Source organism: Actinomadura sp. J1-007 (assembly GCF_009793335.1).
GTDB classification, from domain to species: Bacteria; Actinomycetota; Actinomycetes; order Streptosporangiales; family Streptosporangiaceae; genus Spirillospora; species Spirillospora yumaensis.
This window is the reverse complement of the sequence record NZ_WING01000001.1, coordinates 3,514,152-3,539,291: the sequence shown is the minus strand read 5'-3', so window position 1 is coordinate 3,539,291 and position 25,140 is coordinate 3,514,152. Positions and strand designations below refer to the sequence as shown.

The window sequence follows — 25,140 nt, the reverse complement described above, 5'->3', positions numbered from 1 at the left end:
TTGCTCGTTCCGTCGGCATGGCCGGGCCTGACGGCGCGCGGCCGTGGCGTGAGCGCCGACGAATCGGTAACGCCGGAAGGCTCTGCGCCCGACGGCGCGGGCCTCGGTTTCCCGTGCCCGTCCGGCGGGACGACCACAGGCGAGTCGGCGGTGGACAGCGCCGATTCGGCCTGGACGGGCGACGCGTTGTCGGCGGTGACGGTCGCCCGCACGCGCGGAAGCGAGTCCCTCGCCCCGCCACCCGCCGTACCGGCGGTGACGCGAATCTCCCGCCTGCCCATGAGGTGCCCGAGGAAGCAGCGCAGCCCTCCGACCCGCCTGCCGCACCCGGCCGGGAAGCCGATCCACCGAACGGGCTCGGAGGAACTCAGCACGAGCGCAGCGTTCCTCGCCGCCCCGCCTTCCGCCCGTACGGCGATGACGTAACTGGCCCCCGACGCAGTACGCGCGGCCTCCGCGAACGAAGCAACAAGCCCAACCCGCCCGCCAGCCTCGTCCACCCCCCGCCCCCACCCACTCCAGCCGAGCCACCCACTCCTGACGGGCGGCCTCCTCCAGGCGAGCCGCCCACTCCAGCCGAGCCCCCTCCCCCGGGTGAGCCAGCCGCTCCCTGTGGGCCGCCCGCTCCCGGAGAGCCGTCCGGTCCATGCGCCCCGCCCACTCCGGAGGAGCCACTCACTCCCCACGGGGCGTCCGGTCCATGCGGGCCGTTCGGTCCCGGCGAGCCGCCCGCTACCGGTGGTTCGCCTACTCCGGATGAGTCGGCCGCGGCTCCTCGTGGGGTGCTCGGGTCGGGTTCGCCCGCCAGTGCGGGGACGACCACCGACGGTACGGCTAGCGGCGGTACGGCCAGCACGCCGCTCAGCGCGAGCGCCCTCCAGCGCCGGTCGCGCCTTTCCCTGCCCTCCCTGGCCACCCGTTCCCCTCTCGCAGGCCGCGCCCGGGGGGACGGCGTGCCTGGACGCCGGGGCTTACTGGGTTATAGCCACGGGAGCATCGGAGGTAACGTCCGTCACGGAGCCGGGTTCATTTCGCACAGCGAAATAGTTCTTCCATACAATCGGGTGCTCACGAGGAGAGGGGACATCGGTGGCGGAGGCCGTACGGTCGCTGGAGCGCACGTTCGAGCTGCTGGAGCATCTCGCGGACGCGGGCGGCGAGATGGCGCTGTCGGAACTGACGGAGGTCTCCGGGCTGCCGATGCCGACGATCTACCGGCTGATGCGGACGCTGGTCAACCGCGGCTACGTGCGCCAGGAGCCGTCCAAGCGGTACGCGCTCGGGCCGAGGCTCATCCGCCTCGGCGAAGGGGCGACGCGGCTGCTCGGCTCGTGGGCGCGGCCGTCGCTGACCCGCCTGGTGAACGAGGTGGGCGAGACCGCCAACATGGCCGTCCTAGAGGGCGACGAGGCGGTGTACGTGGCGCAGGTGCCGTCCAGGCACTCCATGCGGATGTTCACGGAGGTGGGCCGCCGGGTCCTGCCGCACTGCACCGGCGTGGGCAAGGCGCTGCTCGCCCAGCTCCCCGAGCCGAAGGCCCGCGAGCTGCTCTCCCGCACCGGGATGCCCGCGAATACCCCGCACACCTTCACCGACCCGGACGCGCTGGTCGCCGAGCTGGCGCGGGTCCGCGAGCAGGGCTACGCGCTGGACGACGAGGAGCAGGAGGTCGGCGTCCGCTGCGTCGCCGTGCCGCTCCCCGGCGCGCCCGCGCTCACCGCGCTGTCGGTGTCGGGGCCGTCGGCGCGGATGACGCGCGAGGCCGTCGCGGACGTCGTCCCGATCATGCGGAACGTCGCCGAGTCGTTCGCCGCCGACCTCACCCGCTGACCGCCCGCGAACGGCGCCGCCCACCGCCGGCCGGAGCAGGCGGGCGGGCCGTACGGCTCAGTCGACGACCTCGCCCACGACGACGGTCGGCCGGCCGCCGCGCTCCCAGGCGACGAAGTCGCCCGCGGCCTTGACCAGCATCGCGGCGAGCCACAGGGCCACGCCGGTGTCGTCGACGATGCCGACGATCGGCAGGACGTCGGGGATCGCGTCGATCGGGGAGACGATGTAGACCAGCCCGAGGGCGAGCAGGCCGAGCGTCCCGAACGACATGCCCTTGTAGTCGCCCTTCAGGACGGACTTGAGCATGCGCGGAACGGCGCGGACCCGCGCCCACATCCCGGGCGCCTCGGGCTGGAGCGTCTCGCTGTAGATCTGCCACGCCTGTCCGGCGGCGGCCGCGCCGCGCTTCCTGTCCACGGGCTCTCCTCTGCGGAACGAAGTGAGGGCGCGCCCCCGCGGCGCCCACGACTAGATACGACGCGACGCGAGCCCGTCTTGTTCCCTCCGTGGGGAGTTGTCATGCTGCGAACCGTTCGCGGTAGGTATCTCCGGGCCGTCGACTCGCAACGCCGCGCCCGCCGGGGAGGCCGAACCGCTACCCGGATCCCCGTGGGACGACCCGTTGCGGCGCCGCCACCTCGGGTTACCTCCGGTGAGTCATCCATCACTCCGTTGTACGGGGTGAGGTGATTCGGCCGCATTTCCCGGCGTGCGCTGGAAACATGGCGTTCGAGGAGCACGGGAGGGGCGCCGCCTCCCAGCCGGCCCGTCGAGCACGCAGGAGCTGACGTACGACATGAGCGGCGAACGCCCGAACCAGCGCGACCTCGACCGGGACGACCTCACGCGGCGCGACTCCCCGCACGCCGGGCCGCCGCCCCAGCCGGGCGTCGCGCCCGCCCGGCACGCCTCCGCCCGCTCCGCGCACGGCGGCGCGCCCGTCCGGGGCACCGCCGCCGGGGTCGGCTACTTCGCGCTGCCGCCCACGGCGGTGGACGCGCGGCCGAACGGCCCGACGCGGCTCATCGTCGCCTGGCCCGGGTTCGACCCGCCGCGCGCCGCCGCCGCCCTAGCCGCCGCGCTGCCGATGACGGGCGTGCCGGTCTGGCGCGTGTTCCTCGAACTCCCCGCCGTCCCGGCCACGGCGGGGATGTCGGCGTCCCGGGCGATGTCCGGCGGGCTGGGTTCGAGCGCCTTCCTGGAGCCGTCCGGCATCGAGGCGTACGGCGCCGTGGTCGAGGAGGCCGCCGCGCGGCTGCCCGACGTGCTCGCGGAGCTGCGGCGCACGCTCGCGCTGGAGGAGGGGCCGGTCGGGCTGGCCGGGTTCTCGGCGGGCGGCGCCGCGGCGCTGCTCGTCCTCGCGCGCGGGGACGTCCCGGTGAGCACGGCGGCGCTGGTCGCCCCGGTCATCGCCCCGTCCCGCGTCGCCGCCGCCGTGGAGAAGCGCGCGGGCCGCGACCGCGCCTGGCCGGACGGCGCGCGGGAGACCGCGGGGCGCCTCGACTTCGGCGCCCGCGCGGGCGAGCTGGCGCGGCGGGACGCGGCGCTGCTGCTGATCGGCGGCGCCAAGGACCGCGTCGTCCCGCCGAACGAGATCACCGCGTTCCGCGACGCGCTGCGGCGCGTCGGGGCCCCGGCGGTCGAGTCCGCCACGTTCCGGATGGGCCACGCGCTCGCGGCCGAGCCCGGCACGGACGCGTGCCCGCCGATCACCGAGGCGGTGCGGGTGGACGGCGTGCTCACCGACTGGTTCCGCGAACGCCTCGCCGAGACGACCGAGCCTGAGCCGTCCGCACCCGCGCACACCCAGCCGGAGCAACGCCCCGCGCCGCAGACCGTCGCCCAGGGCCCGTTCTCCCTGGACCTCAGCGGAACACCCCTGGAGCCCGCCGCCCACCTGCACCGCTGACCCGCCTCCGCGCGGACAGCCCGGGGGGATTGACCTCAGCCACCGGCGAGTGCGTTAACTGTCCGGGGAGGCGAGGCCGAAGGCGAGCCTCCCTCGGACAGATCGCGAAGCGATGCAGCGCTCGCAAAGCAACGGTCAGGACGCGAGCCGCCAGGCGAGCGGCCTGGGCCGGGGCTTCAATCAACACAGCCGCCAGGCGAGCGGCCTGGGCCGGGGCTCAATGAACTCAGCGCGCCAAGACCTGGTAGCGGACGGGGATGACGCCCGCGCCGGTGCCGCCGACCGCGGACATCGCGGCCCTGGACAGGTCGAGGCAGCGTCCGCCCGCGTACGGGCCGCGGTCGTTGATGCGGACGATGACCGAACGGCCGTTGTTCCTGTTGGTCACGCGGACCTTGGAGCCCATCGGCAGCGTCTTGTGCGCGGCCGTCAGCTCGCTCGGGTCGAACGCCTCGCCGCTCGCGGTCATCTGGCCTTCGGAGTAGAACGACGCCTGGCAGGAGCCCGAGCTGAGCACGCGGTAGCGCGGCTTCTTCTTCTTGGGCTTCTTCTTGGGCTTCGGCTTCGCCTTCGTGGCGGTCGCCGAGGGCGTCGGGGCGGGCGCGGGGCCGCGGGTCCCGCCGCGGCTGGCCCGTTCGGGGGCGGTGCGCGGCGGGTCGGCGAGCGGGGCGGCGGCCTCCGGGGCCGTCTGCGCGGCACGGGCCGAGTCGGCCGAGCCTCCGCTGGAGAGGAGGGCGAACGCGCCGGCCGCGACGACCGCCACGGCGACGCCGGACGCGATCAGGATGGTGCGGAGTCGTGCTTTGGGGCGGTGCTTGCCAGGGCTACCCACAGAGGAGTCCTTTGGTCGGGGACAGGGCCCCGGACGCCTCGGCGTTCTCGTTGACGCCGTTCGCGCGGCGTGCCGGCGGGCGTGCGCGCCGCCGGACCGCTCGCCGCCGTTCGCGAGGGCCTCTCCCGTCGGGGTGAACGACCCCGCGGGCGCCCGCCGCGGCGCCTGGACAAAGGCGCGTCCGCGTCATCGCGGAACCGGCGTCCGGTCAGGTGCGGCGAACCTCGGCACACGCGTCGCTCATGCCGCCGCACACAAGTCCTTGACCGTAGGGGCCGCGCCGGGTGAATCAAGCGAACGGCCGCCCTTTGTGGGATTAGTCACCCTCTTTTTGACTCCGCGAAACCGCGCCCGTACGGCGGGCGATCGAAATTGAAGATCAATTCACGGAACCGTGAAGGTTGATCACGGCACTATAACAAGCGCTCGCCCGGACGCGGGCGGGGCGCCCCGGACCCTGCCGGGGCGCCCCGCCGGGACCGCCGCCGGACGCGGCGGCGTGCGGCCGTGCCGCGTCAGCGCTGGAGGCCGCTCAGCAGCGGGAGGGACTTCGGCCCCACCGGCACCTTGCCGATCAGCGGGACGGAGACCGGGGCCTCCTCGTCGCCCCCGGTCGCCGGACGCGGCGCCGGAGACCCGCCGGTCACGCTTCCGAGGAGGTCGCCGCCGCCCGCGCGGCGCTCGGCCGGCGCCGCGGCGCGCCGCTCGTTGCCGACGAGGCCCTTGGCCGTGCCGGTCAGGCCGGACAGGGTGCCGCCGACGCCCTTCGGGCCCTTCCCGGTGAGCCCGGCCGCGACGTCGTCGATCTTGCCGAGGGGGCCGTTCTGGCCGCTGCCGGACGGGCAGCGCGCGGCCCGCTCGGCGGACGCGGCCGGGGTACGGGTGCGCAGCCCCGCGGCCTTGCCGCCGGTGACCGGGCCGGTGAGCTGGCCGAGGAGGCCGGTCAGGCGCGCGATGCCCTCGGCGCCCGGGTTCTCGGCGGGCGCCGCGGCGGTGCGGGCGGACGGGCCGTTGGCGCAGGGACGGGCGGCGAGCCGCGCGTCGCGGGCGGTGCGCCTGCCGGGCTGGACGGTCGCGCCGAGCGCGGTCGTCGGCGTGGCGGCGCTGCGGGCGGTGCCGACCGCGCCGTCCACGGCGCCGGCGGCGGTGGTGCCGACCGAGCGGGCGGCCGGGTGGCCGGCGAGCGGGACGGACTTCGCGAGCGTGTCGGTGAGCGCGCCGACCGGCGCGTCGCCCACGTTCAGCGGGCCGCCGGGGCGCGGCGGCCCGCTCGCGTGCGCCGGCGCGAACCCGACGGCGACCATCGCGGCGACCGGGACGAGGACGGACGTCCTCATGAGCTTCTTGGCGGATCGATTCATGTTCCGTTTCCCCCGTGGATGTTCGTGTGGCCCTGCACATGCGCGCGCGGGGCGGATCCGGTGTCGTCCTCGGACCCCGCCGTCCGCCGCGCCGTCGTGCGGGGACGTTAGTACAGTCCTGGAGACCGCACAGTGAATTCACAAACGAATGAAGAAACGTATCGAAGATCTACCGAAAATGATCGGTGCCGCGCGCGGTGCCGAGGCAATCGGACGTTTCACGCCATTGCGGTCCGGTCATGGCGCCGCCTTTGTCCAACGCTTGCGCCGCGATGGTGTCCATGGAATGCGACGGGGGCGTTCCGGACTTCTTCCGGAACGCCCCCGGGCTCGTCGCCGTGCGGCGCGGGCCGCCGCCTGCGAGTCCGCCGCCCGGCGCTCGCGGGCGCGGCGGCGCGCTATGCTCCGTGCCGCTACTCCCCGCCGCCCAGGGCGATGGCCTCGTCCACCTCGTCCTTGCGGGCGGCGACCTCCGCGGCGTAACGCTCCTCGTCGACCTTCTCGGCGATCTCCTCGTCCTGCCTCATGAGCGCTTCGAGATCGGCCTTGGCGTTGTCGAGGACGCCCATGTCGGCGTACGCGGCCTGGACCTTGCCGCCCCACAGGCCGACGTCCTTCACGCACGGGACGATGCGGCTGAACAGCAGCGACTGGTAGAGCGTGTACATGTCGGAGTTGTCGACGTACTCCATGCACTTGTCGACCGGCATGTCGAGCTGCTCGAAGACCTCGCGGCCCTTGAAGCGGTCGCGCATCAGGTAGCAGCCCTCGACGACGAACTCCTCGCGCTCGGCCCGCTCCTTCTCGGTGAGCTCGGCGTAGTAGTCCTTGAGCGCGAGCCGCCCGAACGCGACGTGCCGCGCCTCGTCCTGCATCACGTACGCCAGGAGCTGCTTGACGAGCGGGTTGGTCGACATGTCGCGGTAGAGGCCGAACGCCGCGAGCGCGAGCCCCTCGATGAGCACCTGCATGCCGAGGTAGGGCAGGTCCCAGCGGCTGTCGCGCAGCGACTCGGCGAGCAGCTTCGCCAGGTCCTGGTTGATCGGGTAGTACGTGCCGATCTTCTCGTGCACGAACCGCGTGTAGAGCTCGACGTGCCGCGCCTCGTCCATCGTCTGGGTCGCGGCGTAGAACTTGGAGTCGAGGTCGGGAACGGACTGGACGATGCGCGCCGAGACGTTCAGCGCTCCCTGCTCGCCGTGCAGGAACTGGCTGAACAGCCACGATCCCTGGTGGCGGCCGAACTCGTCGCGCTCCTTCTGGTTCATCCGGTCCCAGATCTCCGACCCGAAGAGCGGGTTGAAGTTCTCCGGGAGCCCCGCGACGTTGTTCGGGTCCACCTCCAGGTCCCAGTCGATGCGCTTCTGCGCGTCCCACTGCTTGTCCTTGCCCTTCTGGTACAGGTTCAGCAGCCGGTCGCGTCCGTCGTCGTACTCCCAGGTGAAGCGGGCGTCGCCCGCCATCGGCACATTCCACGTCTCCTGGGGGACGGGAGTGGTGTAGAGGTCGTGTGAACTCACGGGAAGCCTCCTCCGGGGGCGGGGGGTACGAGCCGATCCACCGCTTTACATCCCTTCGTAACATGTAAAGCGCGTACTGAACAGAGCCCAAGAGCCGCCCAAAAACCGTCCATGCCCGTCCATGCCCGTCTCTGCCCGTCCATGCATGCCCAGCGCCCCGCACGCTCCCACCGGACGCCTCCGTCGCCGGAGCCGCGGCGGGTGCGACCGCCGCGGGCGGCGGCCGTGCGGGAGGCGCGCGGCCCGGGCCGTCGGCGCTGGTGGGGACGGAGTTCTCCGCCCGCGGCCGTACGATGCGGGTCTCATGACTTTCCTGTTCGGCCGCGAGACGACGGAGGGCGTGGACCTGGGGCGGTCGCGCCCCCGCCGGACGTTCTGGGCCGCGTTCGGGCTCGTCTACATGCTGCCGCTGATCAAGGTGGTCGCGGAGTACCCCGGTGCGAAGCAGGTGCTCGGCGCGCTCGCCCTCGTCGCGTTCGTCGCCCTCTACCTGGCGACGCCGCTCAGCATGGAGAGCTGGATCAACCCGGTGGGGCGGCGCACCTACGCGCTGCTCGCGGTGTTCGCGGTGCTCTGCGCGGGGCTGCCGTTCGCGTTCGGGGCCGAGTGGATCGGGATGCCGATCTACCTGTCGATCGTCTGCGCGATGACGCTGCCGATGTGCCGGGTGCTGTGGGGCGTCGGCCTGTCGGGGCCGCCGCGCTGGCGCAGGGCGCGCTGATCGACGGCGCCCGCGGCGCGCTGCCGATGATCACGCTGACGACCGTGTCGCTCGGGCTGTTCATGTTCGGCTTCCGGCACGCGCGCACGCTCGTCCAGCAGCTCCGCGAGGCGCGCGGCGAGGTGGCCCGGCTCGCCGCCGCGGACGAGCGCCTGCGCATCGCCCGCGACCTGCACGACCTGCTCGGGCAGAGCCTGTCGCTGATCGTGCTGAAGAGCGAGCTGGCCCGGCGGGTCGCCGGCCGCGACCCGGCCCGCGCGCTGGACGAGCTCGGCGACATCGAGTCGGTCGCCCGGCAGTCCCTCGCCGACGTCCGCGCCGCGATCTCCGGCTACCGGCGGCGCGACCTCGCCGAGGAGCTGGACGGGGCGCGCGGCGTCCTCGCCGCCGCCGAGATCGGCACGACCGTCCGCACCTGCGCGACGCCGCTGCCCGAGGAGGTGGACGGCCTGTTCGCCTGGGCGGTCCGCGAGGGCGTCACCAACGCCGTCCGGCACTCCCGCGCCGCGCACGTCACGATCACCGTCGCCCGCTCGGGCGGCGCCGCGGCCCTCGACGTGGTCGACGACGGCTGCGCGGGCGCCGCCGGGGCCGGGCCGTTCGCCCCGGGCAACGGCCTCACCGGCCTCACCGAACGCGTCGCCGCCGCGGGCGGCACCGTCGAGGCCGGGCCCCGCGAGGGCGGCGGCTTCCGCCTCGCCGTGCGCGTACCGCTCGGCCGTCCCGCCGAGGTCGCCGCCTTCTCAGGGGACGACGTCGGCGACGACCTGGCCCCCGCTGCCGCCGCCCGTGCGCGGGGGCGGCTGCCGCGGCCTACGATCGAGCGATGGCACGATCGTCGTTCGCCGTCCTGAGGGCGCGATGGGCCGGACGGCTCGTGCTCCCGCTCGCGGCCGTCCTGGCGGTGCCGGCCTGCTCGTCGCAGGGGACGGACGGCTCGGGCGAGCGCAGGGCGACCGGCAGGCAGGGCGCGTCCGCCGGCGGGGCGTCCGCGCCGCCGAACGCCTCGGCCGCGCCGAGCGCCGGATGCTCGCGCCGGGGCGTCCGCGACGGGCGCTACTCGTTCGGCGGGCGCTCGTACCTGCTCGCCGTGCCGTCGCGCAGGCCCGGCGTCGCCGCGCCGCTGATCGTCGACCTGCACGGGCTGCGGTCCAACGCGTTCCAGCAGGCCCTCTACGGACGGCTCGCCGGTACCGGGCCCCAGCGCGGCTACCTCGTCGTCGAACCCGAGGGCCTGCGCGGCCGGACGGGCTGGAAGCTGCCCGGCATGTCCGAGGGCGGCGACGACGTCGCGTACGTCGGCGCCCTGCTCGACCACCTGGAACGGACCCTGTGCGTCGACCGGCGGCGCGAGTACGCGGCGGGCTTCTCCAACGGCGCCGGGCTCTCCGCCGCCCTGGTCTGCGGCCTGCGCGGACGGCTCGCGGGCGTCGCGCCCGTCGCCGGGCTGAGCCTCGCCCGGCCGTGCCGGAACGCGCGCCCGACGACGATCGTCGCGTTCCACGGCACGGCCGATCCGATCATCCCGTTCGGGGGCGGCGAGCCGTTCGGCGGGAACCAGCGGCGCGTCCCCGGCTGGATGCGCCCGCTGGACGGCGTCTTCCGGCTGCCCGCCGTGGCGCCGCTCGCGGCCCGGTGGGCGCGGACGTTCGGCTGCGGGGCCGCCGTGCGCGACGTCCCGGCCACCGGCGTCGGGCACCTCACGTACCCGCGCTGCCGGAACGGCGCGCGCGTCGAGCTCTACACCGTCACCGGCGGAGGCCACACGTGGCCCGGCTCCATCCCGATCGGCACCGGCCGTACGACCCGCCGCGTGGACGCCACCGAGCTGATCCTCGACACGTTCTCCAAGGCCGAACGCCTCTGAGGGGCCCGCCGCTCCCGCGAGGCCAGGGGCCCGCCGACCCGGACGTCAGCGCGACTGGAGCGCGTCCAGCCCGACGGCCTGCGCGATCACCAGGCGGCGGTCGAGGCGCGGGTCCTTGATGTCCACCACGTAGCGGTCGCGGAAGCCGAACTTCTTCTCCACCGAGAAGACGACCTGGTCGCCCGCGTAGAAGTCGAAGTGGTACGGCCAGGCGAACGGCAGGTTCTCGGCGTACGGGATGACGTGCCAGAGGCGGCGCAGGACGGCCACGAACTTGTTGCGCTCGCTCCCGGTCGTCACGCCGAGCCCCGGCTGGTCGAGGTGCCACGTCGAGGCCAGCAGCGACTTCTTGAAGTCCTTGCGGAAGACCCCGATCGCCTGCCCGCCCGCGTCGGTCACGTCGTACGCGGAGGCCAGGTCGATCCGCTTGCGCGCCTTGAACCCGAGCAGCGGCCGGGTCTTGGAGTCGTCGGCGTACAGCGTGACCTGCTCCTTGAACGCCAGCCGCTTCTGCTGCGCGAACGCGACCAGCTCCCCCTCCGAGCCGTCGCCCCGCTCGGTGTGCACCTCGTACTGGTTGACCATCAGCCGCAACCGCTGACGCACCAGAAAGCGGTTCTGCGTCTGGAGCTTCTCGAATTCCACCGGGCTCACCTGTTCTGCACTGTTCTGGGGGTCTACGTGGGTGCGGAGTCTGCCATACCCGCAATCCCGAAAGCCCGGAAAAATCGTCGCCCAGGGGCGGAAACAGCCGTATCCGGCCGCGGGGTCGCCGCGGCGGCCCCGGGGCGGCTCAGGTCTCCTGGATGTGGGCGGCCAGGTAGCCGTGGATGAGGCGCTCGGTCTCGGCGAGGATGTCGGGGTCGCCGTCGGGATTGCGGCGGAAGGCCATCTTGAGGACGGCGTCGCCGGCCTCGACGGCGATGGCCAGGGCGCGGGCGAGGCCGGGGGTGTCCTGGATGTCGAACGTGTCGACGATCATGCGGCGGAGCCGGTCGGCGACGACGGCGTTGTTGTCGGCGTCGGAGTCGAGCAGGTTGACGTCGGCGACGTCGCCGAAGCGCAGCACGCGGAAGCCGGGGACCGTGCGGTGCATCTCGACGAAGATGTCGATGATCGCGCCGACCGTGTCGGACCAGTCGGAGAACGAGCCCTCGGCGAGGCGCGCCGACACCCGCCGGCCGAACACCTCCAGGTTGCGCAGGGCGAGGGCCTGCGCGACGGCCCGCTTGTCGGGGAAGAACTGGTAGACCGACCCGATCGCCACGTCGGCCCGCTGCGCGATGCGCGTGGTCGTCAGGCCGTCGTAGCCGTCCTCGTCGAGGATCTCCGCGCAGGCGTCGAGCATCCGCTGAACGCGTTCGGCACTGCGGCGCTGGGCGGGGCGGCGGCGGAGCGGGGTCCGGATCTCGGTCACGGTCCCATTGTCGCCGAAGCGCGGCGCGGCCGGGCATCGGTCGGCGCCCGGCGCTTCCGCCGGACGGGCCGGAACACCTAGGATCCGAGGGTTATTCGCATTTTCGGGGAGGACGAATGGGCTTTCCGGCCGGGTTCCAATGGGGCGTCGCGACCGCCGCGTACCAGATCGAGGGCGCGGTGGACGAGGACGGCCGCGGCCCCTCGACCTGGGACACGTTCGCGCACACCCCCGGCCGGGTCCGCGACGGCCACACCGGCGACGTCGCCTGCGACCACTACCACCGCTGGCCCGAGGACGTCGCGCTGATGGCGGACCTCGGCGTGGACGCCTACCGGTTCTCGATCGCGTGGCCGCGCGTCCAGCCGTCCGGCTCCGGGCCCGTCAACGCCAAGGGCCTCGACTTCTACGAGCGCCTGGTCGACGCCCTCCTCGAACGCGGGATCTCGCCCGCCGCGACCCTCTACCACTGGGACCTGCCGCAGCCGCTGGAGGACGCGGGCGGCTGGATGAACCGCGACACCGCGTACCGCTTCGCCGAGTTCGCCTACATCGCCGCCGAACGGCTCGCCGACCGCGTGGACCGCTGGATCACGCTGAACGAGCCCGTCGTCGTCACCGCCTACGGCTACGCGTTCGGCGTGTACGCGCCCGGACGGGCCCTCATGCTGGACGCGCTCCCGACCGCGCACCACCAGCTCCTCGGCCACGGCCTGGCCGTGAGCGCCCTGCGCGGCCGGAACGCCCGCGCCGTCGGCCTGACCAACCACTACTCCCCGGCCTGGCCGGCGGACGGGTCGTCCCCCGCCGACGCGAACGCCGCGCTCGCGTTCGACGCGTTCATGAACCGGCTGTTCACCGACCCCGTCGTGGACGGCCGCTATCCCGACCTGTCGGCGCTCGGCGGCCCGCCCCTCTCCGGCTTCGTCCGCGACGAGGACCTCAAGGTCATCTCCGCCCCGATCGACTTCCTCGGCGTGAACTACTACCAGCCGACGCGCCTGCGCGCCCCCGCCGAGGACGGCCCGCTCCCGTTCGACATGGTGGACGTCACCGGGTACCCGACGACCGGGATGGGCTGGCCGATCGTCCCGGACGCCCTCCTCGGCCTCCTGCGCACCCTCACCGAACGCTACGGCGCGTCCCTCCCGCCGATCCACATCACCGAGAACGGCTGCTCGTTCCCGGACGAGATCGTGAACGGCGTGGTGGACGACACCGACCGCATCGAGTTCCTGGAGTCCCACATCGGCGCGGTCCGTACCGCCATCGAGGAGGGAATCGACGTGCGCGGCTACTTCACCTGGTCACTCCTCGACAATTTCGAATGGTCGGAGGGCTACCACCCGCGCTTCGGCCTCGTCCACGTCGACTACGAGACGCAGAAGCGCACCCCGAAGCGCTCCTACGCCTGGTACCGCGACCACATCACGTCCGCCCGCTCCTGACCCCGTACAACGCCTCGCCCGCTCCGGTCATCAACGCCCAGTACCGGTCCCCGTAGGACCAGTGCCACCACTCGGTCGGGTAATTGACCAGCCCCGCCCGGGAGAGGGCCTCCCCCAGCACCTGCCTGTTCCGCCTGCCCTCTGTGGAAACATTGGCGGCTTCGCTATAGCAGGCCCCGTCGCTCTCCTCCGGGCTGGCGTTGAGCTCGCAGCCCATGTCGAGCTCCCGCCCTTTGCCGTCCGCGAGAGTCAGATCGACCGCCGCTCCCGCGCAATGCGGGGCGTTGTCGGGGGGCGAAACATAGCGGCTGGCCGCCGAACGCACCTGCGCCTCGTCCCATTCGGGATTGCCGGCGCGGAGTTCAGCGGAGTACTCCTCGAAGTAGCTCTGCTGCCGTTCCGGGGCCCGGTACCCCTCGACGAACACCAGCCGTATTCCGTCGGGCAACAGCGCCGCCGCGCGGACCAGCCGCTCGTACACCCCGGCGCGGACGAACGCGAAAAGGCCGTCCGCGTCGGCCACCCGCCGGTCGACCAGCAGTTCTCCGCGCTCCCGTACGTCCACCAGCGGGTCACCGCACTCCCTGATCGGAATGGCGTAAACCGCGGGATCGGACATCAACGTCACCTCGGCCATCCCCGCATCATCACACGGCCGCCGCACGCGACGGCCCGCGGGAGCGCCTCGGCGGGATGGGCTTACCTCAAGGTACGTGCTTTCGCTGAGTTAGCGGCTTCCCGTACGGTCGCCGGATGGAACGAATCGCACTCATCACCGGGGCCGGGCGCGGGATCGGCGCCGCCACGGCGGCCGAGCTGGGCCGGCGGGGCTTTCACGTGGTCGTGAACTACCGTTCGGACGAGGCGTCCGCCCGCGCGGTCGCCGAGGGCATCGAGAAGGCGGGCGGGTCCGCTCGGGCCGTACGCGCGGACGTGTGCGACCCGGCCGCGGTCGCCGGACTGCTCGCGGACTGCGGGACGATCGACGTGCTGGTGTGCAACGCCAACATCATGCCGCCTTTCATGCCGTTCTCCTCCATGCCGTGGGAAGCCTTCTCCGAGAAACTCCAGGGCGAACTCGCGGCCGTTTTCCACGTGAGCCAGCAGGTGCTCCGCGAGATGAGCGAAAGGAAGGCCGGGCAGATCGTCTATATCTCCAGCCTCAGCGCCGACCTGACGCGGCCGGGGGCGGTCGCGCACTCCGCGGCCAAATCCGCTCTGGACGCGTTCGCCCGCCACGTCGCGGCGGAGGCGGCGACCTGCGGAATCACCGTCAACACGGTCGTCCCGGGCGCGGTCCGCACAGAGGCGGCGTCCGCGCTCCGTACCCCGGAAATGGAGGCCGACCTAGGGCAGCGGTCCGTGCTGGGCCGGATGCTCGATCCGGAGGACGTGGCGACGGTCATCGGCGCGGTCGTGGACGGCGCGTTCCACGGCGTGACCGGCGCGCGCATCCCCGTGGACGGGGGCTTCCGCGTCCTCACCCCGCCCTGAGCCTCCCGTTCAGCGGACGGGCTGGTGGGTGCGCCGGTACTCGCTCGGGGAGATGCCCAGCTCGCGGGAGAAGTGCGCGCGGAGGTTGGGCGCGCTGCCGAGGCCGCACCGCTCCGCGACGAGGTCCATCGGCAGGTCGGTGCGTTCGAGGAGCTCGCGGGCGCGCATGACGCGTTGGGCGAGGAGCCAGCGGAGCGGTGTCGTGCCGGTCTCGGCGCGGAAGCGCCGGATCAGGGTGCGGCCGGTGAGTCCGGCCTCGGCGGCGAGGTCGGCGACGGTGAGGGGCCGGTCGAGCCGGGCCGTCGCCCATTGCAGGAGCGGCCCGAGGCCGTCCTCGTGGACCGGGATCGGGGTCTCGACGTACTGCGCCTGCCCGCCCGCCCGGTGCGGGGGGACGACCATCTGCCGGGCCACGGCGCCGGCCGTCTCGAAGCCGAGGTCCTGGCGGACCAGGTGCAGGCACAGGTCGATCCCCGCCGTGTTGCCCGCGCCGGTGAGCACGTCGCCGTGGTCGATGTAGAGGACGGACGGATCGACCTCGACGGCCGGGTACAGCCCGGCGAAGACGGGCGCGTGCTTCCAGTGCAGCGCCGAGCGGCGGCCGTCGAGCAGGCCCGCGGCGGCGAGCACGAACGCGCCGGAGCACAGGGAGACGACGCGGGCCCCGCGCGCGTGCGCCGCGCGGACGGCCTCGACGGCGGCGGGCGGCGGCGGGGCGCTCGTCCCGGCGGGGCGGCTCGCGGACGACACGGGCCGCCGCAGGAGCTTCCTGCTGGGGATGGCGCTGTTCGGGGCGGCGTCCGCGGCGTGCGCGGCGGCCCCGGCGCTGCCGGTGCTGGTCGCGGCGCGGGTGGTGCAGGCGGCGGCGGGGGCGGTGCTGATCCCGACGTCGCTCGGGCTCGCGCTGCCGTCGTTCCCCGCGCGCGAGCACCCGACGGTGATGGGGATCTGGACGGCCGTCGCGGCGTTCGGCGGCGGCTGCGGGCCGGTGGTCGGCGGGCTGCTGCTGATGGCCGACTGGCGCTGGATCTTCGTGATCAACGTTCCGGTGGCCGCGGGCGCCCTGGTGCTGGGACGGCGGCTGCTGCCCGAGCCGCCGCGCCGCGCGCGGCAGCGGCTCGATCTGGCCGGCGCCGCGCTGGTCCTCGGCGCGACGGCGAGCCTGACCGCGGTGTTCGTGCAGGGCCCGGCGTGGGGGTACGGCTCGTCCGCGACGCTCGGGTGCGCGCTGGCGGCGGCCGTGCTCGGCGCGGCGGGCGCGCTCCACATGCGGCGGCACCCGAACCCGGTGATCGGCTTCGGGCTCTTCCGGCACCGGACGTTCGCCGTGTCGGTCACGGGCGTCTTCCTGTACTACCTGGTGTTCGCGGCGATGCTGCTCTCGGCGACGCTGTTCCTCAGCGGCGTCTGGCACTACTCGGTGGTGCGCGCGGGCCTCGGCATCGCGCCGCTGCCGGTCACCTGCATGCTGCTGTCGCCGTTCTCCGGACGGATCGTGGCCCGCGTCGGCGGGCGCGCCTCGGCGGTGCTCGGCGGGGTCGCGCTCGCGGGCGGCTGCGCGTGGTGGGCGCTGGCGGCGACCGCGCATCCTTCGTACGCCGCCGCGTTCCTGCCGGGCGGCGTCCTCGCGGGCGCCAGCACGGCGCTGCTCCAGCCGCCGCTCTTCGGGTCCGCCGCGACGCTGCCCGCGGGCAGCCTGTCGCTCGGGTCGGCGATCCTGATGATGTCGCGCCAGATCAGCTCCGCCCTCGGCGTCGCCGTCCTCACCGCGATCCTCGGCGGCACCGCCGCCCCCTCGCTCGCCGGTTTCCGCACCGGCTGGACGTTCATGCTGGTCACCGCGCTGCTGTCCGCGCTCGTCAGCCTCCGCTACCGCCCCGCACCGCCAGTGGCGGGCCGGACGCCGTCCGGTACGGCCGGGCGGTGGGCGGACGCTGTTTCCCACCCCCGGCCGTCCGACGAGAGTGCTCCCGAGACCCTCGCCGCCGGACGCGGACCTTGCGGCCCTTCACCCCGTCCAACGGGCGTCGGCGGCGACGGGTTCCCGCCCCCGCAACCGGAGTGACACGAGTACGACCCCGAGGCGATCCCACCATCACCCGGGACGAACGGCCCCGCCGCGACGCGACAGTCGAGACCGCGGATCGTGCCGACGCACGCCCGGCGAGCACCCCACGAACGCTCAGCGAGGAGGGGCGGGGCGGGGGCGGGTTCGGGCGCGGTGGCCGAGGCGGGCCAGGGTGCGGGTGGCGGCGGGTGACAGCCGCGACAGGGTGCGGACGACGCGGGTCTCCGGGGTGACGGGGACGACGGGACGGTCGTGGAGGACGGCGCGCAGGATGGCCTGGGCGACCCGTTCGGGCGGGTAGCCGCGCCGTTCGAACGCGCGGGAGCCGGTCTCGCGCAGCTCGTCGGCGGCGGCCCGGCTCATGCCGACGTACTCGGTGTTGCGCGGGATCGCGGTGTTGACCACGCCGGGGCAGATCGCCGAGACGCCGATGCCGAGCGGCGCGAGGTCGACGCGCAGGCACTCGCTGAGCTGGAGGACGGCGGCCTTGACGGCCGAGTACGCGGGGAGTTCGGCGGTCGGCATGAACGCGGAGAGCGAGGCGATGTTGACCAGGTGGCCGCCCTCGCCGCGTTCGGCCATCTGCCGCCCGAAGAGCCGGCAGCCCCGGTAGACGCCGTCGAGGTTGACCGAGCGGATCCGGGCCCAGTCGTCCTCGGACGTGGACAGCAGCGACCCGGCGAGCCCGATGCCCGCGTTGTTGACCACGACGTCGGGCGTGCCGAACGTGTCGCGGACGTACGCGGCGAACCGTTCCATCCCGTCGGGGTCGGCGACGTCCACCCGGTACACGTGGGCCTCGCCGCCGCGCGCGCCGATCTCGTCCGCGGTGTGCTTGGCGGCGCCCTCGTCGATGTCGGCGGCGACGACGCGGGCGCCGGCGGCGGCGAACGCGTGCGCGGTGGCGCGGCCGATGCCGCTGCCCGCGCCGGTGACCACGGCGACCTGCCCGCCGAAGTCCCGGCCGGGGCGTCCGGCGGCGCGGGCGCGCGCGAGGTCGGGCGTCTCCTCGCCGCCCGCGACGTGGTCGGCGAACTCGGCGATCCAGCGCGCGACCAGGTCGGGATGGCTGCGCGCCACCCAGTGCCCGGCGGGGACGCGCCGCACGTAGAGGCGGGACGCGTGGCCGCGCGCCGACAGCAGCAGCGACCGGCCGCCGTAGCGGTCCCTGGTCGGGACGATGAGCTGGACGGGGACGTCGGTGTCGCCGTCGCCCTCGACGCCGCCGAGGTTCCGCAGGTTGGCCCGGTACAGGCCGAGGCCGTTGCGCGCGTCGCGCGGCAGCGTGGCCGCCGGGTGCCCCGGCCTCGGGTCGGCGCCCTCGCGCCACCGCAGGCCCCGCCCGAACGTGAGCGGCAGCGTGCGGGCGAGCAGCTCGCCCGCACGCGGCGCCATCAGCACCGGCATGTACGCGCTGCGCCGCGCCTGCCCGAGCACCTCGGCGAGCCCGCGCGGCCCGGACCGCGCCGCCTCCCGCGTCCACCGCGCGAGGTGCTGGCGCGCGGGGCCGGAGATCGAGGTGAACGAGGCGATCCGCCCGCGCAGGCGGTCGCCCGTCACCGCCTCCCAGCCCTGCACCGAGCCCCAGTCGTGCCCGACCAGGTGCACGGGCCCGTCCGCGCCGAGCCCGTCGAGAACGGCGGCGAGGTCGTCCACGAGCACGTCCACGCCGTAGTCGAGCGGGTCGTCGGGGGTCGTGGAGGCCCCGGCGCCCCGCACGTCGTAGGCGATCACCCGGAAGCGCGCTTCGAGCCGTTCGGCGACCTCGTCCCACATCGCGCTCGTGTCGGGGTAGCCGTGCACGAGGACCACGGTGGGACGGTTCCCCTCCCCGCGTTCCCGCACGGCCAGCTCGACCTCGCCCGACCTCACCCGGTGATCCCGCACTGTGCCCACCTGCCCGTCCGAGGGTGCACTCTCCCTGCGAACGTACGCCTCCCCGCGCCCGCTGTGCAGCCGCCGCCCGATCCCCGTCACGGCCGAGGGCGGGGCGGGGCTACGGGGTCGCTTTGAGGCCCGTGCAGGAGCGCAGGCCGTTCCACCGCTTGAGCTCGGCGGACGCGGCGGCGCCCTTCAGCGGGAGGGGGAGGCCGCCGGAGATGCGGGCCGGCTTCCACCTGGCGTTGGCGACCTTGCCGTTCTGGACGCGCAGCAGGAGCACGCCGGAGTTGGCGGTCTGCCCGGACGCGGAGGAGAAGACGAAGTTGCCCATGCCGTAGTGCACGTACTTGCCGTCCAGGTAGCCGCCGCCCAGCGGGACGTGCGCGTGCCCGCCGACGACGACGTCGGCGCCCGCGTCGGTGAGGGCCTTGGCGAGTTCGCGCTGGCGGGGCAGCGGGCACGCCTTGAGCTCCTGCCCCCAGTGCAGGTGGACGATCACGAGGTCGGCCCCCTTGCGGGCCTCGCGGACGGCCTGGACCATGCGCGGGACGTCCTTGGCGGACGCGAGGCCGCCCTTGCGCTCCCCGGCCGTCCACGCCTGGATCAGGTGGTCGTCGAGGACCTGCGTGGCGCCGATGATCGCGACCCGGTTGCCCTTCACCGTGACGCGGTGGGCGCGGTACGCCTCGTCGGCGTCGCGGCCGATCCCGACGGTCGGGAAGCGGGTGCGGCCGATGGCCTTCAGGGAGTCGCGCAGGCCGCCCTGCATGAAGTCCATGCCGTGGTTGTTGGCCATGGACGTCACGTCCACCCCGGCGGCCTTGAGCGCGGTGAAGGCGGAGGGCGGCGCGCGGAAGGCGAACTCCTTGCCCGGCGCGTGCGTCCCGCCCGTCGTGATCGCCGTCTCCAGATTGACCATGGCGAGATCGGCGGCGCGGAGGGTTCGCGCGATGGGCCCGAGCGCGGTCGCGGGCCGCGCGAGGCGGGCGCGGAGCTGTCCCTCGAAGTGCGTGTCGCCACCGAACGCAATCGTGATGGGCCGCTTGGCGGCGGGCTCGGCGGGCGCGCCGGACGTCCGCGCGCCCCCGGACGGGGCGGCGGACGCGGACGGCGGACCGGTGTCGCCCTTCGCCTCCGAGTTGCCCGAACCGCTGCTGCACGCGCCCGCGACCAGCGCCGTCACCCCGGCGAGGGCGGTCACCACGACCGTGTTACCGCGCATCGGACCGCTCCTTAACGTTCGGCTCGGCCCAGCATGACACGGACATCGCGGACCCCCGCGCGTCGCTGATCCACGTGAAACATCGATTACGCAGAGTTATCGAACTCCGGCCCCGATCGAACGCCCCGCCATGACCAGCACCCCCCGGCCCACCGACCACCCCGCCCCCGGGCACTTACTCGGCCCCGGCAACGGCCGGAACCCGGTCCCCCGGGAGAGGCGCTTGGCCGGTTCCGGCCCTGAAGGACAAAGCCCTCCAAAGTACGCATCAATCCTTAAGTTGAATGATTCGTGTTTAGGGAGGTACGTTGAGACCATGACCGCCTCCGAGACCCCGACCCCCGCGTCCGAACTGCGCGACGCCGGCCTGCGGGTCACGGCGGCCCGTGTCGCGATCCTGGAGACGGTGCGGGCCGGCGACCACCTGGGGGTCGAGGCGATCGCCGGAGGCGTCCGCGAACGCGTCGGCCACGTCTCCCTCCAGGCGGTGTACGAGGCGCTGCACGCGCTGACCGCCGCCGGTCTCGTCCGCCGGATCGAACCCGCCGGGAGCCCGGCCCGTTTCGAGGGACGCGTCGGCGACAACCACCACCACCTGGTCTGCCGGCGCTGCGGCGCGGTACGTGACGTCGACTGCGCCGTCGGGCGCCCGCCCTGCCTGGACCCGGTCGACGACGCCGGATACCTGGTCGACGAAGCCGACGTCACGTTCTGGGGCCTGTGCCCCGACTGCCGCCGCCTCCCCACCGAACCCGCCAAGCCCTGACCCCGACCGTCCCCCTGCCGCCTCCTCACCACCGAGGCGTCCGTTCGGGTGGACGGGCTACTTGGGGCCCTCGTTGAGCGCGGGCGGCTTGTCGTCCGGGGACGTGCGCTTCTCGGGCCCGGCGGGGGTCTCCGAGGCTGCCTTGGCGAGTTCGGCCGCGGCGGCGAAGAGAGCGGACTTGCCCACGCCACCCGCGCCACCCGCGCCACCCGCGCTGCCCGCGCCGATCGCGCCGGCCGTCCCGCCACCCGCCGTCCCGCCCGCGATCTCTCCCGGGTCACGACGTGCGGACGGCGACCCGGACCCGGCCCCGGACGCAGGCACGGGCGTGGCGGTCTCGGTGGTGCCTCCGAACGCCTGCGAGACGGCCTGGAGCGCGGAGGTGACCTCGCTCGGGATCACCCAGAACGTGCTGCCCTGGCCCTCCGCGAGCTTCGGGAGCGTCTGGAGGTACTGGTAGGCGAGCAGCTTCGGGTCCGGGTCCGCGGCGTGGATGGACGCGAAGACCTGCTCGATCGCGATGGACTGGCCCTCGGCCTCCAGGATCGCGGCGCGCTTGGCGCCCTCGGCGCGCAGGATCGCCGACTGCTTCTCGCCCTCGGCCGTGAGGATCCGGGCCTGCCGTCCGCCCTCGGCGGTGAGGATCGCGGCGCGCTTCTCGCGTTCGGCGCGCATCTGCTTCTCCATCGCGTCCTTGATGGACGGCGGCGGCTCGATCGCCTTGATCTCCACGCGGGTGACGCGGATGCCCCACTTGCCGGACGCGTCGTCGAGGACGCCGCGCAGCGCGGTGTTGATCCGGTCGCGGGAGGTCAGCGTCGCCTCCAGGTCCAGGGTGCCGATCACGTTGCGCAGGGTCGTCGCGGTGAGCTGCTCGATCGCCTTGATGTAGTCGACGATCTCGTAGTCGGCCGCGCGCGGGTCGGTGACCTGGAAGAACAGCACGGTGTCGATGTGCACCACGACGTTGTCCTCGGTGATCACCGGCTGCGCCTTGAACGCGATGACCTGCTCGCGCAGGTCGATGAGGTTCTTGACGCGGTCGACGAACGGCACGACGAAGCTGATGCCGGGCTGGAGCGTACGGCTGTAGCGGCCGAGCCGTTCGACGTTGCGGGCGCGGGCCTGCGGGATGATCCACACGGCCCGCGTCACCGCGGTGGCGAGCACGATCACGCCGGCGGCCAGCAGGACCAGGACGGCGATGGCGATGTCGGTCATGGTGGCTCCTCAGTCCGCGCCCGGGACGGGGTAGAGCAGGGCCGTGGCGCCCTCGATCGCGAGCACGTCGGCCGTGCGTCCCGCGGGGATGACCAGGTCGGGGTCGTACGGGCGGGCCGTCCACTCCTCGCCGCCGATCCGCGCCCGGCCGCCCGCGCGGCTGACCTCGGTGAGGGTGACGGCCTCGCGGCCGACGAGGGCGGCGGCGCCGGTGCGCAGCGGCGGCGGCTGGGCGATGTGGCGGCGGGCGACCGGCCGGACGACCGCGACCCCCGCCACCGAGCACAGGGCGAACACCGCGGCCTGCACGCCGAGCGGCATCCCCGCCGCGCCCGCCGCACCCGCGGCGACGGCGGCGACCGCGAGCAGGCCGAGCGCGAGCGTGAGCGTGAGCAGTTCGGCGATGCCGAGCGCCGCGGCGAGCAGCAGCCAGGCGACCCACGCCTCCATCGCGACTCCCTGAGAGGCGGACGGATGTCCTGCCCTCACGGTAACCCCGCCACGCGAGCCCGGCCATGCCCTGCCGCGCCCCGTTCGCAACCCCGTCGTGATCCCGGCAGGCGGGGTGTGGCCACGTCCTGACGGGGGCCGGTCGTGGCGTCGGGCGGGGCAGGGGTCATGATTGGTGCGGTCCCGGTCACGAGGAGCGAACCCGATGGGCACCCGCACGGCCTTCCGCACCTGTCCCCTCTGCGAAGCCCTCTGCGGGCTGGAGTTGACGCTCGACGACGCGGGCGGGATCACCCGCGTGCGCGGCGACGCCGCCGACCCGTTCAGCAAGGGCTTCATCTGCCCGAAGGGCGCGACGCTCGGCAGCCTCGACGGCGATCCCGACCGGCTCTCCGGGCCGCTCGCCCGCACCGCCGGCGGGCACGCCGACGTCGGCTGGGACGAGGCGTTCGAGACCGTGCGGCGCGGGCTCGCCGAGGTGGTCGAACGGCACGGGCGCGACGCCGTCGCCGTCTACATCGGCAACCCGACCGCGCATTCGGTCGCGGGCCCGCTGTACGCCGGGGCGCTCGTCAAGGCGCTCGGCACCCGCAACCTCTACACCGCGAGCACCGCCGACCAGATGCCGAAGCACGTCAGCAGCGGCCACCTGTTCGGCGACCCGCTCGCCGTGCCGGTTCCCGACCTCGACCGCACCGGGCACCTGCTGATGCTCGGCGCCAACCCCCTGGAGTCGAACGGCAGCCTGTGCTCGGCGCCCGACTTCCCCGGCCGGCTCAAGGCGATCCGGGAACGCGGCGGCAAGGTCACCGTGGTCGACCCGCGCCGTACCCGCACCGCCGGGCTCGCCGACGAGCACCTGTTCATCCGGCCGGGCACCGACGCGTACCTGCTGATCGCGCTCGTCCACACCCTGTTCGCCGAGGACCTGGTGTCCCTGACCGCCCACCTGCGGGAACGCCTCAACGGGCTGGACGACCTGCGCGCCGTCGCGGTCGACTTCACGCCCGAACGCGTCGCCGCCGTCACGGGCATCCCCGCCGCGACCATCCGCCGCACGGCCCGCGAGCTGGCCGCCGCCGACCGCGCCGCCGTGTACGGCCGCATCGGCACCTGCACGCAGGCGTACGGGACGCTCAACAGCTGGCTCGTCGACGCGCTCAACGTGCTGACCGGCAACCTCGACCGGGAGGGCGGCGCGATGTTCCCGCGGCCCGCGCACACGCCGGTCTACCGCCGCAAGCGCCCGTTCACGACGGGCCGGTGGCGCAGCCGCGTGCGCGGCCTGCCCGAGGTGAACGGCGAGCTCCCGGTCGCGACCCTCGCCGACGAGATCGAGACGCCGGGCGAGGGCCGGATCCGCGCACTGGTCACCATCGGCGGCAACCCGGCCCTGTCGGCGCCCGGCTCCGCCCGCCTCGACGCCGCGCTCGCCGGGCTCGACTTCATGGTGAGCGTCGACCCGTACCTGAACGAGACCACCCGCCACGCGACCGTGGTGCTGCCGCCGCCGCGCCCCGCGCAGACGCCGCACTACGACGTCGCGCTCCTCGGGTTCGCGGTCCGCGACTACGTGCGCTACTCGCCGCCCGTGGCGCCGCTGCCGGACGGCCGCCCCAGCGAGGCCGCGATCCTCGCCCGCCTCGCGCTCATCGCGTCCGGCGCGGACGGCGCGTCCGCCGGGGACGGCACCGCCGCGCTCGACGAGATGATCATCTCGGGGACGCTCGGCAAGGCGGCGGCGATGGACGGCTCGCCCGTCCACGGCCGCGAGCCCGCCGAACTGCGCGCGATGCTCGACGGCGGCACCTCCACCGAGCAGCGCATCGACATGATGCTGCGGCTCGGCCCGTACGGCGACGGGTTCGGCGCCGATCCCGGCGGGCTCACCCTCGCGCGGCTGCGCGCCGAGCACCCGCACGGCCTCGACCTCGGCCCGCTGAAGCCCCGGCTGGACGAGATCCTCTGCACGCCGTCCGGGCGGATCGAACTGTGCCCGCCGCCGTTCGCCGCCGACGCCGACCGGCTCCGCAGCGCGCTGAACGCCCCGCGCGACGCCCCCAGCCGCTCGTGCTGATCGGCCGCCGGCACCTGCGCTCCAACAACAGCTGGCTGCACAACGTGCCCGAACTCGTGCGCGGATCCAACACCTGCACCCTGCACCTCAACCCGTCCGACGCCGACCGCCTCGGCATCGGCCCCGGCGACACCGTACGGGTCGTGTCCCGCACGGGCTCGGTCGAGGCGACCGCCGAACCCACCGACGCCGTCATGGCCGGGGTCGTCAGCCTCCCCCACGGCTGGGGCCACGACCGCCCCGGCACCCGTACGGGCACCGCGAGCAGGCACGCGGGCGTCAACGTCAACGTCCTCACCGACGAGCGCGAGATCGACCCGCTCTCCGGCACCGCCGTCTTCAACGGCGTCCCGGTGACCCTGGAGCCGGTCCCCACCTCCCCCACCGCCTTGCCCCACCAGCGGACGGCCGCCCCCGCCCGCAGCCCCAACCAGCCGAACCCACCCCCTGACCCGCCCACGCCCGGCGCGGACGTGCCGGCCGCTGGCGTGGCGGGTCAGGCGATGGCGCGGTCGGCGCGGGCCGCGAGGTGGTTCTCGGCGCGGACGCGGGCGCAGAGTTCGGCGTGGGTGTCGGCCTGGACGATGAGGCGGCAGCCGGCCCGGAGCTGCTCGATGGTCAGGGGCGCGGCGGCGGTGCGGAAGGCCCACCAGCGGAGGGTGTCGCTGCGCCACGCCTTCCATCCGGGGAAGCGGACTCCGATCTCGTCGATCAGAGAGCGTTCGGCGTGGGCGGGCTGGGGGTGCGGCGCCGTCGCGGGGCGGGTGGATCGCGACGACTCTGGATCGTCCATCGGGCTCGACTCGTCCGGTCGCTGGGGGTCGCCCTCACTGTAAGCGATGGAGCCGCTGCGGAGAAGGCATCGGCGGGCGAGGGTCCCGTTACGTGGAGCGCCCGGCCGGAAAGCGGGGTTTAGGTCGTCCTACCCGCAGGTACGTAACCAGCGAGAGAGCCCCGCTCGCGGGGTGCCCGGCTCCGCCGAACGGGCCGCCGGGCCCCTCCCCCGGGTGGCCGCCGGTGACAGCGGAGACTAACCTCGCAACAAGCGTCCCA

Annotated in this window: 22 protein-coding genes and 1 pseudogene; 11 read left to right on the top strand and 12 right to left on the bottom strand. The window is 74.1% G+C overall.

Going from position 1 to position 25,140, the window contains the following annotated elements; translation table 11 throughout:
- Nucleotides 1–1,089 precede the first annotated feature (1,089 nt).
- The gene (locus tag GEV43_RS16105; protein WP_309239658.1) at nt 1,090–1,830 is read left to right on the top strand and encodes an IclR family transcriptional regulator; all 741 of its coding nucleotides are present in this window, start codon (nt 1,090–1,092) and stop codon (nt 1,828–1,830) included.
- A 57-nt stretch (nt 1,831–1,887) separates the two neighbouring features.
- On the opposite strand, the gene GEV43_RS54890 is transcribed toward GEV43_RS16105, so the two are convergent.
- Complete coding sequence (locus tag GEV43_RS54890) at nt 1,888–2,250, bottom strand: YkvA family protein (protein WP_160821396.1); 363 nt, start codon at nt 2,248–2,250, stop codon at nt 1,888–1,890.
- Nucleotides 2,251–2,629: 379 nt separating this feature from the next.
- On the opposite strand from GEV43_RS54890, the gene GEV43_RS16095 reads away from it, so the two are divergent.
- Nucleotides 2,630–3,742, top strand: a complete 1,113-nt coding sequence (locus GEV43_RS16095; protein ID WP_160821395.1) for a S9 family peptidase — start codon at nt 2,630–2,632, stop codon at nt 3,740–3,742.
- A gap of 226 nt (nt 3,743–3,968) precedes the next feature.
- On the opposite strand, the gene GEV43_RS16090 is transcribed toward GEV43_RS16095, so the two are convergent.
- The 3 genes from GEV43_RS16090 to GEV43_RS16080 form a co-directional block, all read right to left on the bottom strand.
- Nucleotides 3,969–4,574, bottom strand: coding sequence for a septal ring lytic transglycosylase RlpA family protein (locus GEV43_RS16090; RefSeq protein WP_160821394.1), 606 nt, complete (start codon nt 4,572–4,574; stop codon nt 3,969–3,971).
- A 515-nt stretch (nt 4,575–5,089) separates the two neighbouring features.
- Nucleotides 5,090–5,935 (bottom strand): hypothetical protein, encoded by an 846-nt coding sequence (locus GEV43_RS16085; protein ID WP_160821393.1) that lies wholly within the window; start codon nt 5,933–5,935, stop codon nt 5,090–5,092.
- A 413-nt stretch (nt 5,936–6,348) separates the two neighbouring features.
- Nucleotides 6,349–7,455: a ferritin-like domain-containing protein gene (locus GEV43_RS16080; protein WP_160821392.1), complete on the bottom strand. Its 1,107-nt coding sequence runs from the start codon at nt 7,453–7,455 to the stop codon at nt 6,349–6,351.
- A gap of 304 nt (nt 7,456–7,759) precedes the next feature.
- Here GEV43_RS16080 and GEV43_RS16075 point away from each other — a divergent pair, with 304 nt between their 5' ends.
- From GEV43_RS16075 to GEV43_RS16065, 3 genes are read left to right on the top strand one after another with little or no spacing between them, the layout of a single operon-like run.
- A complete protein-coding gene (locus tag GEV43_RS16075; RefSeq protein ID WP_160821391.1) occupies nt 7,760–8,176 on the top strand; it encodes a hypothetical protein in 417 nt (138 codons plus the stop codon).
- Nucleotides 8,128–9,030 carry a sensor histidine kinase gene (locus GEV43_RS16070; RefSeq protein WP_160821390.1) on the top strand — a complete coding sequence of 301 codons (903 nt, stop codon included), beginning with the start codon at nt 8,128–8,130 and terminating at the stop codon, nt 9,028–9,030. The genes GEV43_RS16075 and GEV43_RS16070 overlap by 49 nt, the downstream gene beginning before the upstream one ends.
- The gene (locus GEV43_RS16065) at nt 9,003–10,043 is read left to right on the top strand and encodes a PHB depolymerase family esterase (protein WP_160821389.1); all 1,041 of its coding nucleotides are present in this window, start codon (nt 9,003–9,005) and stop codon (nt 10,041–10,043) included. Before GEV43_RS16070 ends, GEV43_RS16065 begins: the two co-directional genes overlap by 28 nt.
- Before the next feature lie 45 nt (nt 10,044–10,088).
- Here the strand turns inward: GEV43_RS16065 and GEV43_RS16060 are convergent, their stop codons facing one another.
- Both GEV43_RS16060 and GEV43_RS16055 read right to left on the bottom strand, forming a co-directional pair.
- Complete coding sequence (locus tag GEV43_RS16060) at nt 10,089–10,688, bottom strand: hypothetical protein (RefSeq protein ID WP_309239657.1); 600 nt, start codon at nt 10,686–10,688, stop codon at nt 10,089–10,091.
- 148 nt (nt 10,689–10,836) lie between these two features.
- Nucleotides 10,837–11,460: a TetR/AcrR family transcriptional regulator gene (locus GEV43_RS16055; protein WP_160821387.1), complete on the bottom strand. Its 624-nt coding sequence runs from the start codon at nt 11,458–11,460 to the stop codon at nt 10,837–10,839.
- 116 nt (nt 11,461–11,576) lie between these two features.
- Between GEV43_RS16055 and GEV43_RS16050 the strand changes: the two genes are divergently transcribed.
- Nucleotides 11,577–12,908 carry a GH1 family beta-glucosidase gene (locus GEV43_RS16050; RefSeq protein WP_160821386.1) on the top strand — a complete coding sequence of 444 codons (1,332 nt, stop codon included), beginning with the start codon at nt 11,577–11,579 and terminating at the stop codon, nt 12,906–12,908.
- Here the strand turns inward: GEV43_RS16050 and GEV43_RS16045 are convergent.
- Nucleotides 12,889–13,545: a M15 family metallopeptidase gene (locus tag GEV43_RS16045; RefSeq protein WP_160821385.1), complete on the bottom strand. Its 657-nt coding sequence runs from the start codon at nt 13,543–13,545 to the stop codon at nt 12,889–12,891. The genes GEV43_RS16050 and GEV43_RS16045 overlap by 20 nt on opposite strands.
- Nucleotides 13,546–13,661: 116 nt before the next feature.
- Here GEV43_RS16045 and GEV43_RS16040 point away from each other — a divergent pair, with 116 nt between their 5' ends.
- Nucleotides 13,662–14,402 carry an SDR family oxidoreductase gene (locus tag GEV43_RS16040; protein ID WP_160821384.1) on the top strand — a complete coding sequence of 247 codons (741 nt, stop codon included), beginning with the start codon at nt 13,662–13,664 and terminating at the stop codon, nt 14,400–14,402.
- 9 nt (nt 14,403–14,411) lie between these two features.
- On the opposite strand, the gene GEV43_RS50335 is transcribed toward GEV43_RS16040, so the two are convergent.
- Nucleotides 14,412–15,152, bottom strand: a complete 741-nt coding sequence (locus GEV43_RS50335) for a helix-turn-helix domain-containing protein (protein WP_309239656.1) — start codon at nt 15,150–15,152, stop codon at nt 14,412–14,414.
- 1 nt (nt 15,153) lies between these two features.
- Between GEV43_RS50335 and GEV43_RS50330 the strand changes: the two are divergent.
- Nucleotides 15,154–16,467: pseudogene (locus tag GEV43_RS50330) on the top strand (MFS transporter); the annotation flags it as partial.
- Nucleotides 16,468–16,584: 117 nt separating this feature from the next.
- Here the strand turns inward: GEV43_RS50330 and GEV43_RS16025 are convergent.
- Both GEV43_RS16025 and GEV43_RS16020 read right to left on the bottom strand, forming a co-directional pair.
- The gene (locus GEV43_RS16025; protein WP_309239655.1) at nt 16,585–18,342 is read right to left on the bottom strand and encodes an SDR family oxidoreductase; all 1,758 of its coding nucleotides are present in this window, start codon (nt 18,340–18,342) and stop codon (nt 16,585–16,587) included.
- A gap of 124 nt (nt 18,343–18,466) precedes the next feature.
- Nucleotides 18,467–19,573 carry a CapA family protein gene (locus GEV43_RS16020; RefSeq protein WP_160821380.1) on the bottom strand — a complete coding sequence of 369 codons (1,107 nt, stop codon included), beginning with the start codon at nt 19,571–19,573 and terminating at the stop codon, nt 18,467–18,469.
- A 316-nt stretch (nt 19,574–19,889) separates the two neighbouring features.
- Between GEV43_RS16020 and GEV43_RS16015 the strand changes: the two genes are divergently transcribed.
- On the top strand, nt 19,890–20,339 hold the full coding sequence (locus GEV43_RS16015; RefSeq protein ID WP_160821379.1) for a Fur family transcriptional regulator: 450 nt from the start codon (nt 19,890–19,892) through the stop codon (nt 20,337–20,339).
- Nucleotides 20,340–20,396: 57 nt separating this feature from the next.
- On the opposite strand, the gene GEV43_RS16010 is transcribed toward GEV43_RS16015, so the two are convergent.
- The gene (locus tag GEV43_RS16010; RefSeq protein ID WP_160821378.1) at nt 20,397–21,560 is read right to left on the bottom strand and encodes an SPFH domain-containing protein; all 1,164 of its coding nucleotides are present in this window, start codon (nt 21,558–21,560) and stop codon (nt 20,397–20,399) included.
- Nucleotides 21,561–21,569: 9 nt separating this feature from the next.
- Nucleotides 21,570–22,010, bottom strand: coding sequence for an NfeD family protein (locus GEV43_RS16005; RefSeq protein WP_160821377.1), 441 nt, complete (start codon nt 22,008–22,010; stop codon nt 21,570–21,572).
- Nucleotides 22,011–22,215: 205 nt separating this feature from the next.
- Here GEV43_RS16005 and GEV43_RS16000 point away from each other — a divergent pair, with 205 nt between their 5' ends.
- Together GEV43_RS16000 and GEV43_RS50325 are read left to right on the top strand one after the other, a co-directional pair.
- Nucleotides 22,216–24,087: a molybdopterin-dependent oxidoreductase gene (locus tag GEV43_RS16000; RefSeq protein ID WP_241682929.1), complete on the top strand. Its 1,872-nt coding sequence runs from the start codon at nt 22,216–22,218 to the stop codon at nt 24,085–24,087.
- Nucleotides 24,081–24,923 (top strand): molybdopterin dinucleotide binding domain-containing protein, encoded by an 843-nt coding sequence (locus tag GEV43_RS50325; RefSeq protein WP_309239654.1) that lies wholly within the window; start codon nt 24,081–24,083, stop codon nt 24,921–24,923. Before GEV43_RS16000 ends, GEV43_RS50325 begins: the two co-directional genes overlap by 7 nt.
- Nucleotides 24,924–25,140: the final 217 nt, after the last annotated feature.